The 14,748-nt window shown below is 65.3% G+C and carries 16 protein-coding genes; 9 read left to right on the forward strand and 7 right to left on the reverse strand.

The features are described 5' to 3' along the window. Nucleotides 1–93: 93 nt before the first annotated feature. Nucleotides 94–1,287, reverse strand: a complete 1,194-nt coding sequence (locus tag A5785_RS21420; RefSeq protein ID WP_064869156.1) for an oxidoreductase — start codon at nucleotides 1,285–1,287, stop codon at nucleotides 94–96. Continuing rightward, nucleotides 1,284–1,886 carry a TetR/AcrR family transcriptional regulator gene (locus A5785_RS21425; RefSeq protein WP_064869004.1) on the reverse strand — a complete coding sequence of 201 codons (603 nt, stop codon included), beginning with the start codon at nucleotides 1,884–1,886 and terminating at the stop codon, nucleotides 1,284–1,286. Before A5785_RS21425 ends, A5785_RS21420 begins: the two co-directional genes overlap by 4 nt. Nucleotides 1,887–2,002: 116 nt before the next feature. On the opposite strand from A5785_RS21425, the gene lpdA reads away from it, so the two are divergent. Beyond that, nucleotides 2,003–3,388, forward strand: coding sequence for a dihydrolipoyl dehydrogenase (gene lpdA / locus A5785_RS21430; RefSeq protein ID WP_082937874.1), 1,386 nt, complete (start codon nucleotides 2,003–2,005; stop codon nucleotides 3,386–3,388). Between the two features lie 84 nt (nucleotides 3,389–3,472). Here the strand turns inward: lpdA and A5785_RS21435 are convergent, their stop codons facing one another. Continuing rightward, entirely contained in the window at nucleotides 3,473–4,327 is an 855-nt protein-coding gene (locus A5785_RS21435) for a universal stress protein (protein ID WP_049697622.1), read from the reverse strand. 150 nt (nucleotides 4,328–4,477) lie between these two features. Between A5785_RS21435 and A5785_RS21440 the strand changes: the two genes are divergently transcribed. Next, complete coding sequence (locus A5785_RS21440; RefSeq protein ID WP_064869154.1) at nucleotides 4,478–5,362, forward strand: DNA-3-methyladenine glycosylase family protein; 885 nt, start codon at nucleotides 4,478–4,480, stop codon at nucleotides 5,360–5,362. Between the two features lie 44 nt (nucleotides 5,363–5,406). Here the strand turns inward: A5785_RS21440 and A5785_RS21445 are convergent, their stop codons facing one another. Next, entirely contained in the window at nucleotides 5,407–6,099 is a 693-nt protein-coding gene (locus tag A5785_RS21445; protein ID WP_064869001.1) for a DUF2848 domain-containing protein, read from the reverse strand. Nucleotides 6,100–6,229: 130 nt separating this feature from the next. Here A5785_RS21445 and A5785_RS21450 point away from each other — a divergent pair, with 130 nt between their 5' ends. Beyond that, the gene (locus A5785_RS21450; RefSeq protein WP_064868998.1) at nucleotides 6,230–7,561 is read left to right on the forward strand and encodes an MFS transporter; all 1,332 of its coding nucleotides are present in this window, start codon (nucleotides 6,230–6,232) and stop codon (nucleotides 7,559–7,561) included. Here A5785_RS21450 and A5785_RS21455 read toward each other — a convergent pair. Further along, nucleotides 7,533–8,174, reverse strand: coding sequence for a GntR family transcriptional regulator (locus A5785_RS21455; RefSeq protein ID WP_049697625.1), 642 nt, complete (start codon nucleotides 8,172–8,174; stop codon nucleotides 7,533–7,535). The two genes, A5785_RS21450 and A5785_RS21455, sit on opposite strands and share 29 nt — an antisense overlap. A gap of 80 nt (nucleotides 8,175–8,254) precedes the next feature. On the opposite strand from A5785_RS21455, the gene A5785_RS21460 reads away from it, so the two are divergent. The 5 genes from A5785_RS21460 to A5785_RS21480 all read left to right on the forward strand — a co-directional run bounded on the left by A5785_RS21460 (nucleotide 8,255) and on the right by A5785_RS21480 (nucleotide 12,933). Continuing rightward, complete coding sequence (locus A5785_RS21460; RefSeq protein ID WP_197494484.1) at nucleotides 8,255–9,082, forward strand: carbon-nitrogen hydrolase family protein; 828 nt, start codon at nucleotides 8,255–8,257, stop codon at nucleotides 9,080–9,082. 173 nt (nucleotides 9,083–9,255) lie between these two features. Beyond that, nucleotides 9,256–10,254: an ABC transporter substrate-binding protein gene (locus A5785_RS21465; protein WP_064868992.1), complete on the forward strand. Its 999-nt coding sequence runs from the start codon at nucleotides 9,256–9,258 to the stop codon at nucleotides 10,252–10,254. Next, a complete protein-coding gene (locus A5785_RS21470) occupies nucleotides 10,254–11,096 on the forward strand; it encodes an ABC transporter permease (protein ID WP_064868989.1) in 843 nt (280 codons plus the stop codon). Before A5785_RS21465 ends, A5785_RS21470 begins: the two co-directional genes overlap by 1 nt. Further along, on the forward strand, nucleotides 11,093–11,833 hold the full coding sequence (locus tag A5785_RS21475; protein WP_156525547.1) for an ABC transporter ATP-binding protein: 741 nt from the start codon (nucleotides 11,093–11,095) through the stop codon (nucleotides 11,831–11,833). Before A5785_RS21470 ends, A5785_RS21475 begins: the two co-directional genes overlap by 4 nt. Continuing rightward, the gene (locus tag A5785_RS21480) at nucleotides 11,830–12,933 is read left to right on the forward strand and encodes an LLM class flavin-dependent oxidoreductase (protein ID WP_064868983.1); all 1,104 of its coding nucleotides are present in this window, start codon (nucleotides 11,830–11,832) and stop codon (nucleotides 12,931–12,933) included. Before A5785_RS21475 ends, A5785_RS21480 begins: the two co-directional genes overlap by 4 nt. A 78-nt stretch (nucleotides 12,934–13,011) precedes the next feature. On the opposite strand, the gene A5785_RS21485 is transcribed toward A5785_RS21480, so the two are convergent. After that, nucleotides 13,012–13,668 carry a class I SAM-dependent methyltransferase gene (locus A5785_RS21485; protein ID WP_064868980.1) on the reverse strand — a complete coding sequence of 219 codons (657 nt, stop codon included), beginning with the start codon at nucleotides 13,666–13,668 and terminating at the stop codon, nucleotides 13,012–13,014. 9 nt (nucleotides 13,669–13,677) lie between these two features. After that, the gene (locus A5785_RS21490; protein WP_064868978.1) at nucleotides 13,678–14,238 is read right to left on the reverse strand and encodes a carboxymuconolactone decarboxylase family protein; all 561 of its coding nucleotides are present in this window, start codon (nucleotides 14,236–14,238) and stop codon (nucleotides 13,678–13,680) included. A 26-nt stretch (nucleotides 14,239–14,264) separates the two neighbouring features. Between A5785_RS21490 and A5785_RS21495 the strand changes: the two genes are divergently transcribed. Beyond that, nucleotides 14,265–14,732, forward strand: coding sequence for a MaoC family dehydratase (locus tag A5785_RS21495; RefSeq protein ID WP_064868975.1), 468 nt, complete (start codon nucleotides 14,265–14,267; stop codon nucleotides 14,730–14,732). Nucleotides 14,733–14,748: the final 16 nt, after the last annotated feature.

Below are 14,748 nucleotides of genomic sequence, written 5' to 3' on the forward strand. Positions count from 1 at the left end.
GCGGTGGGGCGCTCGGCCGGCGGTGGTCTCGACAGGCTCGACCAGCGGATAACGCTCGACCAGCGGTGGGCGCTCGATAAGCGGAGGGCGCGGTTACACGCGCAGCGGGCACCGCGTGCGCGAGTAGATGGTCGGCATGCACAGGTTGCAGTGCGTGCAATGCGAGCGCACGGTGGGGTCGTCGGCGATCCGCAGCGGTAGGTCGGGTTCGCGCAGCAGGGCGCGGCCCATCGCGAGAAAGTCGAAGCCCTCGCCCAGCGCGGCGTCCATCGTCGCGCGGTCGGTGATACCGCCGAGCAGGATTATCGGCAGGTCGATGCTCTCGCGCAGCCGGCGAGCGAGCGGCATCAGGTAGCCGGGGTGATAGTCGTAGTGCTTGAGGAAGAAGGGGCCCGCGGCCTTCAGTCCCCACCGCATCGCGCCGTGGAAGGCGTCGGCGAAAGCCTCGCGCGGTGCGTCGCCGTGGAAGAGGTACATCGGGTTCAGCAGTGAGCTGCCTGCCGTCGGCTCGATCGCGTCGAGGTGGCCGTCCGATTCCAGAAGTCGCGCGACCTCGCATGCCTCGTCGACGTCGAATCCGCGCCACCTCCCGACGCCGCCCACGCCGTCGTACATGTTGAGTTTCACCCAGACGGCTGCCGAGTCGCCGACCTCGTCACGCACCGACTCGACCACTTCGCGCGCGAGCCGCGCACGGTTGACCAGCGAGCCGCCGTACCCGTCGTGTCGATGGTTGAGCAGCGGTGAGAGAAAGCAACTGATGAGATAGTTGTGGCCGCAATGGATTTCGAGTCCGTCGAATCCCGAGTCGACCGCGATGCGCGCCGCCCTCCGGAACGATGTGCGGAGTTCGGCGATGCGGTCAGCCGAGATCTTTCGTGTCACCGACATCCCCATCGGCGCCGGAATGCGTGACGGACCAAGCGCTTTCGCGCGATTCGACGCCGAGTTCGCGACCGGCCCCGCGTGGCCGAGCTGTGCAGCGGCAAGCGCGCCTTCGGCGTGGATGGCGTCGGTGAGTCGACGCAAGCCAGGTTGCGCCTCGGGACGCATCCAGATCTGATGTCGATCGGTCCGACCCTCGGGGCTGACCGCGCAGTACGCAACCGTGCTCATGGCGACGCCGCCCGCCGCGACTTCGCGGTGGAACTCGACGAGATCGTCGGTGACGAGCGCGTCGGGCGTCGCGCCCTCGAACGTCGCACATTTGATGAGTCGGTTGCGCAGCGTCAGCGGCCCAAGGCGTGACGGCTCGAAGGGGCCGGAGGTCGACGACGAGCCGTTCACGAGCTGACCGCGGCCGGGTTGGTGACGGTTGCCGGTGTACACGGCTGACCGAGCCCGGCCACGACGAACTCGGTCAGCGACGTCACGGCGTCGTCGGACAGCGGACGTTCGGCGGAGAAGCTTGACAGGATCAGCTCGAAGGCGAGTGCCCAGCGTCGTCGAGCCTGGTTGTGGCCGAGGGCACCGACCATCGCGACCAGCATGTCGGCCCACCGGTCGAGGTCGAACCACGCACCGTGCCAGGGTGCCTCCGGATTCGCGTGGACGAACCGCGCGAGCAGCTGCAGATGCAGGTGGCCGGCGGGATCGTGTTGAATCTCGACAAACGGCGAGATCACGACGTCGACCAGTGCTGCCACCGAGGCGCGCGAGGTGTCGATCGACATGAGCTGATCTGCCCAGAGCGGCGTGAGGCGCGCCTCGAGCAGTGCCGTCGCGAGTTGATCCTTCGATCCGAAGTGGTAGTGAACGGCTGCCGGATTGGCTCCCGCGCCCGCGCAGATGGCGCGCGCCGAGACGGCGTCGTAGCCGTCGGTGAGGAAGAGGCGCTCGGCTGTCCGCAGCAATTGCTCGCGGGTGGGTGACGTGGACACGCTCATTCGGCGATTCAATCAATGATTGAACGACGCGGTGGCCGATTCGCCGGAACGGTCGATTCGGGTCAGTAAGGGGGACGTTCTGCGCGCAGGCTGGCCCTAGTCGTAGGCTGACAGTCGTGGCTGATCACTTTGAAACAGTTGTCCTGGGAGCAGGTCCAGGTGGGTACGTGGCCGCGATCCGGTCCGCCCAGTTGGGCATGAACACCGCCATCATCGAAGAGAAGTATTGGGGCGGTGTCTGTCTGAACGTTGGATGTATTCCGTCCAAGGCATTGCTGCGCAATGCCGAACTCGCCCATATCTTCAACCATGAGTCGAAGACGTTCGGGATGTCCGGGGATGTGACGTTCGACTTCGGCTCGGCATTCGACCGCAGTCGCAGCGTGGCCGACGCGAGCGCCAAGGGTGTGCACTACCTGAACAAAAAGAACAAGATCACCGAGATCGAGGGGTACGGCACCTTCGTCGACGCCAAGACCATCAAGGTCGGCGACCGCGAGATCACCTTCGACAACGTCATCATCGACACCGGCTCAGTGGTCAAGCTCCTGCCCGGCGTCGAGCTTTCCGACAACGTGGTCACCTACGAGACCCAGATCCTCACCCGCGATCTGCCGGGCTCGATCGTCATCGTCGGAGCAGGCGCGATCGGCATGGAGTTCGGCTACGTCCTCGCCAACTACGGCGTCGACGTGACGATCATCGAGTTCCTCGACCGCGTGCTCCCCAATGAGGACATCGACGTGTCCAAGGAGATCGCCAAGCAGTACAAGAAGCTCGGCGTGAAGGTCCTCACCTCCACCGGAGTGCAAACCGTCACCGACAACGGCAACGACGTCACCGTCACCTACAAGGACGCTAAGGGCAACGACGGCGAGGTCACCGTCGACCGCGTGCTGATGTCCGTCGGCTTCGCTCCCCGCGTCGAGGGCTTCGGCCTCGAGAACACCGGCGTCGAACTCACCGAACGCGGCGCCATTGCGATCGACGACTTCATGCGTACCAACGTCGACGGCATCTACGCGATTGGCGACGTCACCGCGAAGCTCCAGCTCGCACACGTCGCCGAGGCCCAGGGCGTCGTCGCTGCGGAGACCATCGCGGGCGCCGAGACCATGACCCTCGGCGACTACCGGTTCATGCCCCGCGCGACGTTCTGCCAGCCGCAGGTCGCCTCGTTCGGACTCACCGAACAGCAGGCCAAGGACGAGGGCTTCAACGTCAAGGCCACCACCTTCCCGTTCAGTGCGAACGGCAAGGCACGCGGCATGGGCGAGACCGCAGGCTTCGTCAAGCTCCTCACCAACGCCGACACCGACGAGCTCCTCGGCGCACACCTCGTGGGCGACAACGTCTCCGAGATGCTGCCCGAACTCACGCTCGCACAGAAGTGGGACCTGACCGCCAAGGAACTGGCCCGCAACGTCCACACCCACCCGACCATGAGCGAAGCAATGCAAGAAACGTTCCATGGCGCGATCGGGCACATGATCAACCTGTAGAAGACCTGCAGCACAACGGAATTCACGCGAGCCGGGACCGACGACGATGTCGGTCCCGGCTCGCGTCTCTTCAGCGACGAGACGTCACGGCACGATGATCAGCGGGCACTGGGCCGAATGCAGAACCCGTTGGCTCGTCGACCCCAATAGAAGCCCGGTGAATCCGCCGCGACCCCGGCTGCCCACGACGACGACATCCGAGTCGGCCGACGCCTTGGTGAGTGCGGCAACCGGAGCGTCGTTGACGATTTGCGTTGTCACCCGCAAGCCGGGCAGGCGTCGTCTGATCGCTTCGACGGGCACGGCGAGCGTGCCTTCGATCTGGTGTTCTGCGGTGGTGAACGCCTTGTGAGAGTGATCGAAACCCGTTGCGTCCCATGCCGAGAGTACGAGCAACTCGGCCGCTCGGTCGGTCGCCTCGTGCGCCGCCCAATCGAGTGCCTCGAGCGATTCGGGAGAACCGTCGACGCCGACGGTAACCCGACCGGTGGGTTCGACGTCGTTGCTGGTTTCGCGGATCACCGCGAGGGGGCACACCGAATGCGACGTCAGCGCTGACGCCGTGGACCCGATGAAAGCCGCTGTGAGACGGCCGGTTCCGGATGCGCCGACAGCGACCATCGACGACGTCCGTGAGCGCGAGAGCAACGCGCCACGTGGCGAACCGGTGACGATGTGCGTGCGCGGTGCGAGGTCGGGGTCCTCATGGAAGGCGACGTCTGTCGCCGCGTTGAGCGCGGCCTTGGCGCCGAGACGCGCGGCGTCGAAGAATGCCTCGGGCACCGCGAACTCGATCAGCGGGGGCGATGCAGGCTCGATCGCGAACACGATGTCGAGGGTGGTCTGATGGATAGATGCTGTGTGCGCTGCCCAGCGCGCCGCTGCCAATGCGCTCGACGATCCGTCGATGCCTACGGTGATGGGTTCCGAGTACCTCATACTTCGAGTGTGCGCTGGTCAGCGATGCCGATCGTGAGGCTTACGTCCCATCCGGATCGGGTCGCACGCCCCCGATGACGGGCAGTGCGCCCGCGCAGCGATGTCGGACCCGACGACTACAGTCGAGGTGGCGCAGGCGAGGAGAAACCGATGAGCAGGGGCGAGGCCACACGTTCGTGGACGCCGCAGCAGCCGGTCGACATCCGCGCCACGCTCGGACTCCACCGACGAGGTAGTGGCGACCCGGCTTTCCGGTACGGCGCCGACGGTTCCATCTGGCGCGCGGTGCACACTCCCGACGGCCCGGGCACGCTGGCGATCGCCTCCGACGGTTCGACGATCCGCGGGCGCGCCTGGGGACCTGGCGCCGCATGGCTACTGGAACAGATGCCGGACATGCTCGGCGCCTCAGATGACCCGGCCGCCCTGGTGCCGCGAGACGATGCCGTCGCTCGATTGGTCGCGGCGTCGACAGGTTTGCGCATCGGTAGCACCGGCCGCGTGTGGGAGGCGCTTGCAGCGGCGATCCTCGAGCAGAAAGTCGTCGGGACCGAGGCGTGGCGGGCGTGGCGGCACATACTTCGACGCTTCGGCGAACCAGCCCCGGGTCCCGTCCCGCGCGACATGCGCGTGCCACCCCCGCAAGCCGACTGGACCCGGATTCCGGTGTGGGAGTGGCATCGCAGTGGCGCAGAACCAGTGCGCATGCGCACCATCAGAGGTGCTACCGCCCTCGACGTCGAACGTCACCACGACAAGTTGGACGTGCTCCGCGGAGTCGGCCCGTGGACGGTTGCGGAAACCCGTGCGCGAGCCGTCGGCGACGTCGATGCCGTGCCGGTAGGCGACTACCACATCCCCGCTCTCATCGGCCATACGCTGATCGGCGAGAAAGTCGACGACGCCGGGATGTTGGAACTGCTGGAACCCTATGCGGGCCAACGCTATCGGATCGTGCGCATGGCAGAACTTCACGGCACGTATGCGCCGCGCCGAGGGAACCGGATGTCGGTCCGCGACTATCGGGAGCTGTGATCGGTTGTCAGGCAGTGAGTTTGGGGGTAAGCAGGGTTCGGGTGTCAGCCAATGGGTTCGGGCATGCGGGCAACGCGGTACCCGCACTCGATCGTCGCGCCCGTGGCCTCGTCGGTCATCGCGACCCGCCACGAATCGGCGAACTGGTCTATCCCCTCAACCATCGGAATGGTTCCCGAGATCACAATCGTGCCTTCGCGCAGCAACTTTCGTTCCGCGAGGACGTCGAGCCAGTAGTCCGGCGACAGCAGATCGCCGAGGGTGCCGGACTGGATCAGGGTGTCTGCGGTGTCGCTTCCGTGCCCGACCCACGCCGACAAGGTGATGTCATCTAAGTGGTCTGCGACGTCGGACAGGCGCCACGCCGCTGTACCGAGCACGTCTGGTGACGCGTTCTTGCTCCACGCGACTCCGTGAACTTCGAGTTCTCGGTCGGTGTGGTCGCATGCGACGGTGAGCAAGACGTCGTCACGGGTGTTGCCGGTGACGATCAGGGCCCACTCCGCTTCGCCGGAGGTGCGACCGTGCTGCACGGCGACCTCGTCGGTCTGCTGCGCGAGGTACGGCGAGATCGGGTACAGCGACGGAGTCACTGCGGGTGCAGGTACTCCGAGCTCGGCGAGTTCTGCGATGTGGCTGGCAACGGCGGCCTGGTCGCGGCCCGCGTAGCCGGCATTGCACACGACCTGCGGTTCTACGGCGACCGACGATCCATCGGGGAGCGTAAATGTGAGCATGTGGGTCGGAGTCCTTTCGTAAACAGCCTGTTTCGATAGCGCCGAAACACTTGCGCATACGTCTTGTATACAGCAAGTATGGGAGGCACGTCACACGACGACAGTCCGCGACAACGAATGGAAACTACCGATGACCGATGCTGTCACCGATAAGAAGTCGCTGGTCAAGGCGTTCGCTGCCAGTCTGACCGGCACCGCGCTCGAGTGGTACGACTTCGCTGTCTACTCCGCGGCGGCCGCGCTGGTGTTCCCGAAAGTCTTCTTTCCCGATAGCGATCCGCTGACCGGCACCCTGCTCGCGTTCTCGACGTACGCGGTTGGCTACGTGGCCAGGCCCGTCGGCGGTTTCGTCTTCGGCAGACTCGGCGACGTGATCGGGCGTAAACGCCTGCTCGTGATCACGCTGCTGCTGATCGGTGCGACCACCTTCGTGATCGGACTGATCCCCTCCTACGCGGCGATCGGGGTCGTCGCCCCGATCATCCTTGTCATCATGCGGTTCGCACAGGGAGTTGCGGTGGGCGGCGAATGGGGTGGTGCGGTGCTGCTCTCCAGCGAGTACGGCCCGCCGGAGAAAAGAGGCTTCTGGTCGTCGGCAGCACAGATCGGTCCGCCCGCGGGAAATCTCCTCGCCAACGGTGCACTCGCGCTATTGACCCTCACCCTCACCGAGTCCCAGTTCGAGTCGTGGGGCTGGCGAATCGCGTTTCTGCTCTCGGCGGTACTTGTCGCTTTCGGACTCTGGATTCGACTGCGTCTGGAAGACACACCGGTCTTCAAAGCGCTCCAGGACAGCGATGATCGTTCCGATGCCCCGGTGAGTGAAGTCTTCCGTACTCAGACCAAACCGCTTGTCTCGGCGATACTCTCGCGCATTGCGCCGGATGTGATGTACGCGTTGTTCACCGTCTTCTCCATCACCTATGGGGTCAACAAGCTGGGATTCGACCGTGGAGACGTGCTCATCGCGATTCTCATCGGATCGGCATTCCAGCTCGGCCTCATTCCGTTGGCAGGGGCGGCGTCCGATCGCGTGAACCGCCGACTGCTGTACGCCATCGCGGCCGTTGGCGGCGTCGCGTGGAGTGTTCTCTTCTTTGCGCTCGTCCGCGGAGACTCGCTGCCGTTGCTCATCCTCGGCGTGACGGTCGGACTGGTGTTCCACTCGTTCATGTACGGACCGCAGGCTGCGTTCGTGACCGAGCAGTTTCCGGTTCGGTTGAGGTCGACGGGAAGCTCGTTGGCGTACACGATCGCCGGAGTGTTCGGCGGCGCACTGGCGCCCCTGATCTTCACGTTCCTGCTCGACAAGACCGACAACTGGGTGCCGATCGTCGGGTACATCGGTCTCGTCGGTGTGCTGACTCTCATCGGACTGGCGATCGGGCGAGACCCGGACCGCGCTGAAGCCGAGGATGCGTCCCTGCGGAGAATCAACCCCGCAGCAGTGCCTGCAGAGTGATCTCCAGATGCGCGTCTATGGCATTTCCGACGGCCGATTCGTCTCCGGATTCAAGCGCGTCGACGATCGCGCCGTGTTCTCGGCAGACCGACTGTTGCCGATCCGGCGTCGTGGACAACGCCGTCAGGCCGGCACGGAGCTGACGCGACCGCAGCCCGGCGTAGGTCGTCGACAGCAGCTCGCTTCCGGCTGCGTCGATGAGTGCCATGTGGAACGAACCGTCGAGATCGATGAATTGTTTCGCCGCTTCATCGCTCGGCGCGTCGGCAAGTTGATGCTGGTCAGCCAGGATCGCGCGCATCTGAGCAACCGGCGCCGACTTCGCGCGCAGTGCGATCGACGCCGCGTGGCGCTCCAGCACGCCGCGCAGATCCATCAATTCGCGCAACTGGCGGCCGGACATCGGCGGGACGTGCGCGCCACGTTTCGGCACCAACTCGACGAGGCCCTGGGCCTGCAGCATCAGCAATGCCTCACGGACCGGCGTGCGGGAGACCCCGATCTGCGTCGCCAGGTCTTGTTCATTGAGAAATGCACCAGCGGCCGCGGGCGACGTGAGTACGACGTCGCGCACGTACTCGTATGCCTTGTCCCGGCCGGACGGACTTTGCATACCTCATGTATACCCCATCTATAACCCGTGGTCGCGGACCTATCCAGGAGGATCCAATGAGAACAACATCAAACCCGCAACTGCGCATCGGACTCGCACAGGTCAACAGTGGCACCGACCCGGCCGCGAATTTGAGGATCATAAAACGTCACGTCAGCGATGCCGCAGCACGCGGAGTTGATGTCGTCGTCTTTCCGGAGGCCATGATGTGCCGATTCGGGGTCCCCCTTGCCGAGATTGCAGAGCCGATCTCCGGGGACTGGGCGCGTGCTGTCGACGAGATCGCGTCGGAGGCAGGGGTCACGGTCGTCGCAGGCATGTTCACGCCGGGCGACGGGCCGAGAGTGCGCAACACCCTGTTGATCACGGGACCCGAAAACCGCACCCACTACGACAAGATCCACCTCTACGATGCGTTCGGATACTCGGAATCCGACACCGTGTCGGCCGGTGATCACCTGGTCACCGCGCAGGTGAAAGGCGTGACCATCGGATTCGCGACCTGCTACGACATTCGGTTCCCGGCGATGTTCCAAGAGCTTGCGGCCGCGGGGGCCGACCTCGTGGTCGTGTCGGCGTCCTGGGGTGCGGGCGAGGGCAAGGTCGATCAATGGACGCTCCTGGCACGGGCAAGGGCGCTGGACTCTACGACGTTCGTCGCGGCATGCGGACAGGCCGACCCGGCGGCAAGCGGCGAAATCATCACCGGCACTGCGCCTTTAGGTGTCGGACACAGCGTGGTCTGTGACCCTTCCGGGGCGGTGATCGGTCAGCTCGGCAGCGGCCCCGACCTGTTGGTTGCCGATATCGATACGGCGGCAGTCCGACGCGTGCGCGAGGCGCTGCCCGTCCTGCGCAACCGCCGACGCATTGATGCCTCGATGATCGGCAGTGCTGTGCCGAGCTGAACCAACGGTTCTTTCGGTCGCGGTGAGTGAAAATGTTTGCGGCGCAGCTGAGCTGGGCCGATGCGACCGGCCTCCGTGTCCGGCAGCGGCGGTGATTGGTGTGATCGCTACACCGGCGCCGACAATTCTTCCCAACATCGACGCCCACGGGGGTGGTCTGGGAAGGAAGAACTGTGTCGAGGAAACGTTGGGGCGCACTGGCCGTCGGACTCATAGCTGCGCTGTCGCTGTCGGTGAGCGCGTGCTCGTCCGACGATTCAGGAAGCGGTACGCAATCGGCGTCGGCGCAACGCATCACGCTGACCGTCGGCGATCAGGTCAAGCAGACGCAGTCGCTCCTGGAGGCGTCTGGTGAGCTGAAAGACCTGCCCTACGACATCGACTGGGCCTCGTTCGAGTCGGGTCCGCCACTGCTCGAAGCCGCGGCTGCAGGCAAGGTCGACATCGGTGGAACCGGCGATGTGCCACCGGTTTTCGCGCAGGCCAGCGGCGCTCCCCTGAAGATCGTCGCCGTCCAGGCACGCGAGAAGCCCGGAGACTTCCTGCTGGTTCCGAGCGGTTCGTCGGTGAAGTCGATCGCCGACCTCAAGGGCAAGAAGGTCGCATTCACCAAGGGATCGAGCTCCAACGGACTCGTGCTGGCGCTCCTCGACAAGGCGGGCCTCAAGCCCAGTGACATCCAACAGACCTACCTGACGCCCACCGAGGGTCTTTCGGCATTCACCAACGGCCAGGTCGACGCCTGGGCGGTCTGGAATCCGTTTGCTCAAGTGGCGATCTCGCAGCACGGCGCAAAGGCCGTCTCCGACGGTGCGGGTTTGGTCACCCAGCAGGCCTACTACCTCGCCTCGTCGGCATCGCTCGGCGACTCGGCGAAGCAGAAGGCCATCAGCGACCTGATCGGCCGTCTCGCGCGAGCCAACAAGTGGTCCGTGACCCATGAGGACCAGTGGATCCCGATCTACAGCAAGCTCACCAAGCTCCCCGAACCCGTTGCGCGAGCAACGTTCTCGACGTCGTCCGGTTCTCTGGTCCCGATCGGTGACGCGCAGATCGCCAAGCATCAGCGACTCCTCGACCTGTTCGCCGACGCCAAGGTGATCCCGAACAAGCCCAAGGCCGCCGACTACTTCGACAACCAGTTCAACGGCGCACTCTCGGGCACGAACTGATGACGGGGGCAGTCGCGGGCTCGGCCACAGCGGTCCGGGGTGACACCGAAGCAGGCAGTCGACGTGCGTCGGGCGGACGACGTCATCGCCTGTCGGTCGGCCCGTGGCTGCGCCTCGTCTCGCCGCTGGTCTTGCTGATCGCCTGGCAGGTGCTGTCGACCAACGGAGTCATTCCGGCCAGCAAGCTGTCTCCGCCGACACAGGTGTGGGCGGCAGCACGTGAGCTGTGGGGGACAGGAGAACTGCAAGCGGCGCTGGGGGTTTCGCTGCAGCGTGTCGGCATCGGCCTGACGCTCGGTGTGGTGCTTGCGGTCGCGCTCGGTCTGCTCGTCGGCTTCTTCCGGATCGCAGATCTGGCCATCGACCCACCACTACAGATGCTCCGCACCGTGCCATTCCTCGGGCTGATTCCGTTGTTCGTCGTGTGGTTCGGCATCGGCGAAGAGCCCAAGGTCTACATGGTGGCGCTCGGCGTGCTGTTCCCGCTGTACCTCAACCTGGTGTCGGGTATCCACGGAGTCGATGCGAAACTGATCGAGGCGGGACGCTCGGTGGGACTCGGCCGAATCGGATTGGCTCGCACCGTGATTCTTCCCGGGGCGATGCCCAGTGCCCTCACCGGGTTTCGACTGTCGCTCGGTGTGGCATGGCTATCGCTGATCGTCGCGGAGCAGATCAACGCCGACGCCGGACTCGGCTACCTCGTCATGAATGCGCGCACCTACTTCCGCAACGACATCATCGTGCTCGGTTTGGTGATCTACGCATTGCTGGGCTTGTTCAGCGATTCGATTGTCCGCGGCCTCGAGGCTTGGCTGCTCCGATGGAGGGTGAGTCGATGAGTGGGAAGACAGTTGTTCGTGCACAGGGGATTACACGTTCCTTCGGCAACGTCGAGGTGTTGCACGGCATCGATCTGACACTGCACAGCGGCGAGATCGTGGCACTCGTCGGCAGATCGGGATCGGGAAAGTCGACGCTGCTGCGGATCATCGCCGGGCTCGACGACCAGCACGGCGGCCGACTCGAGGTCGACGGATCGCGCGCGGTGGCATTCCAGGAACCGAGGCTGCTGCCCTGGCGGAGCGTCCGAAAGAACGTGTCGCTCAACCTCTCCGGTGGCAATGCCGCAGCGCGGGCCGTGACGGCGCTCGACGAGGTGGGACTGTCGCATCGCGTCGACGCCTGGCCGCTGACGCTCTCCGGTGGAGAAGCCCAGCGCGCGTCACTCGCTCGCGCGCTGGTGCGCAATCCAGAAGTACTACTGCTCGACGAACCGTTCGGCGCACTCGATGCGCTCACCCGGATCGAAGCGCACTCGTTACTCACGAGACTGTGGAGCACACACGGTTTCGCCGCGCTGCTCGTCACTCACGACGTCGAGGAGGCCGTCGTACTGGCCGACCGTGTGCTCGTCCTCGAGGACGGCGCCATCGCCTACGACGTCGCGGTCGACGTCGAGCGTCCCCGCCATCGAGACGATCAGCGCGTCGTCGAACTGCGTGAACGAGTGCTCGGCCACCTCGGCGTCGGAAGCCGGGATACCACTGCGACATCTGTTGAGGAGCCTGCCCGATGAGTGCGTCATTCCACTGGTTTCTGCCGACGTCGGGCGACGGTCGTGAGGTATTCGGTGCGCTGCAGTCGTCGGGCGTCCTCGGCACCGCGTCGGCACACCGCGCACCCGACCTCGAGTACCTGACCCTCGTCGCCAAGACCGCCGAGAAGCTGGGATTCGAGTCGGTGCTCACTCCGACCGGAACCTGGTGCCTTGATGCGTGGGTGACCACCGCGGCGCTCATCCAGGAGACGAGCAGGCTGAAGTTCCTCGTCGCGTTCCGGCCGGGATTGATCACGCCGACGCTGGCTGCCCAGCAGGCCGCGACGTTCGCCGAACTGTCCGGTGGGCGACTGGCATTGAACATCGTGACCGGTGGTGATCGCGAAGAGCAGGAGCGCTTCGGTGATCACCTCGGCAAGGAGGAACGGTACGCCCGTACCGCAGAGTTCTTGCAGATCGTGCGCGGGGCGTGGTCGGGGACACCGTACGACTTCGTCGGCGAGTACCTCGACGTCACCGGCGCCACCGTGGCACGGCCTCCGTCACCAGCGCCCGCCGTATTCTTCGGTGGCGCAAGCGAAGCCGCACGGGAGGTTGCCGCTGCACACGTCGACACGTACCTCACGTGGACCGAACCGCCCGAGAAGGTGGCCGCCCTGATCGACGATGTGCGTGCCCGGGCGGCGAGGCACGGCAGGACGCTCTCCTTCGGCATCCGTGCGCACGTGATCACCCGCGACACGCGCGAAGAGGCATGGGCAGAAGCCCGCAAGCTGGTCGACCGCATGGACCCGAACGTGATTGCCATTGCGCGAGAACGGCTTCTGCAGTCCGAGTCCGAGGGGCAGCGTCGACAACTCGCGTTGAACGCCGACCTCGCGAATCTCGAGGTGTACCCGGGCTTGTGGGCAGGCTACGGACTGGTGCGTCCCGGTGCCGGCACCGCTTTTGTGGGCAGCCACGCCGAGGTGGCCGACCTCATCGGTCAGTATCGTGCGCTCGGCGTCGACCACTTCATCCTGTCCGGTCAGCCGCACATCGAGGAGGCGTACTGGTTCGCGGAGGGCGTTGCGCCGCTGGTGCGTGCTGCCGAAGCCCGCGCGCCCCAGGTGATCTGAGGTTCGCGGCGTCTGGATGTGTGTCGTATCGGAGGATGTGGGTGCTGCAGCGCACACATCCTTCGATACGACACACATTCAGGGACAGTCCTCTTCGGCGGGCAGCCGGGCGAGGACGAATTGCCCCTGCCCGGTGATGGTCTGCTCGACGTCGACCGCGCCGGCCGCCCGCAGGCGATCAACGATCTCGGTGCGGCCGAAGATCCGATACCCGGTGAGCGCGGTGACGGTTCGGACTCCCGGCAGTCCGGTCAGGTTGGTGACCACGGAGGTGAACACCGCGACCTCGCCACCTGGTTTGGCAACCCGGACCAGCTCGTCGATCACCGGCAGCGGGTCGGGGATCAGGTACAGCGCGGCCAGGCAGACGACGGAGTCGAAGGTGTTGTCGCCGAACGGAATCGAATGCGCGTCGGCGCGGATGTAGGCGACCCGTTCGCCACTGTTCGTGGCCACGGCCTTGGCCAGCATCGTCGGCGAGAAGTCGATACCGACGCATCGGCCGTCGCCGGTCAATCCCGTCGACAGCCTGCGCGTGTAATTGCCCGGGCCGCACGCGACGTCGAGGATGCTGCGCTCACCGGGCCGCGCCAGATGCGCAACCAGTTCGCGGTCGGCGACCGCGGTCGACGACCCGCCGAAACTGAACAGTCGGGTGAACGCCGGTCGCCACAATCGCTCGTAGACCTCGCTGAACAGTCGGTTGTTCATGGCCCGCTGGGCCAGCGAGGTCATGGGTGAACCTCAGACGCGTTCGTCGCGCGCGACGCGCAGGGTGTGCAGCGTGGTGGCCAGCGAGTCGTACTGCATGGCGAGCAGGACGAAGGCGATGGCACGGCGTTCGTCGAGATGGCGACGCAGCGACGTCCAGGTGGTGTCGCTGATGTCCTTGTCGGCGATCAATTCGTCGACGGCCTGCAGCATCCACTTCTCCCGATCACCCCAGCCCGCGTCGTGGCCGGAGATGATCTGGGCGAACTCGGCGTCGTCGATACCTGCACGTTTGCCCAGGCGGCGATGGTGGTCGAGTTCGTAGTCGCTGCCACGCAGATGCGCGACCCGGATGATCACCATCTCCGACTCGCGGCGCGACAGTGAGCCGAAGGGCATCAGCCTGCTCGAGAAGTAGAGCCACGCGCGGAAGAGCCCGCGCGTGCGGCCCAGGGTGGAGAAGACGTGAGCGTCGCGGACGCCGATGACGCGTGCCGCGCCCCTCGCGAACACCCAGTTGATGAGTCCGAGGTCGCTCAACGTTCCCGGAGCAACACGCGGGCCGGTTGCCACGTCACCTTCGCTGGTCGTCATGAACGCAACGGTAGACTACAGAATTCATGACGGACATCACACCACGGACGTTCAACAGCATCTCAGAGCTGACCGCAGCGATCGGCGAGGACCTCGGCTACGGGGACTGGTTGGAGGTCACCCAGGACCGCATCGACGCCTTTGCCGACGCGACCGGCGATCACCAGTGGATTCACGTCGACCCCGAGCGCGCGAAGGACGGACCCTTCGGTGCGACGATCGCACATGGCTACCTGACTCTGTCGCTGCTCCCGCTACTGGCGGGCGACATCTTCACCGTGAACGGACCCAAGCTGGTGATCAATTACGGACTCAACAAGGTCCGCTTTCCCAGCCCGGTCAAGGTCGGGTCGCGAATCCGCGCCAACGCCGAGATCGTGTCGATCGACGACAGTCCGGCCGGGGTGACCATGGTGGTGCGCAGCACGGTGCAGATCGACGGTGTGGAGAAACCCGCCTGCGTCGCCGAGAACGTGCGCGTGCTCGTCTACTGAAATCACCGCCTGACTC

Source organism: Gordonia sp. 852002-50395_SCH5434458 (assembly GCF_001665905.1).
GTDB lineage: Bacteria > Actinomycetota > Actinomycetes > Mycobacteriales > Mycobacteriaceae > Gordonia > Gordonia jacobaea.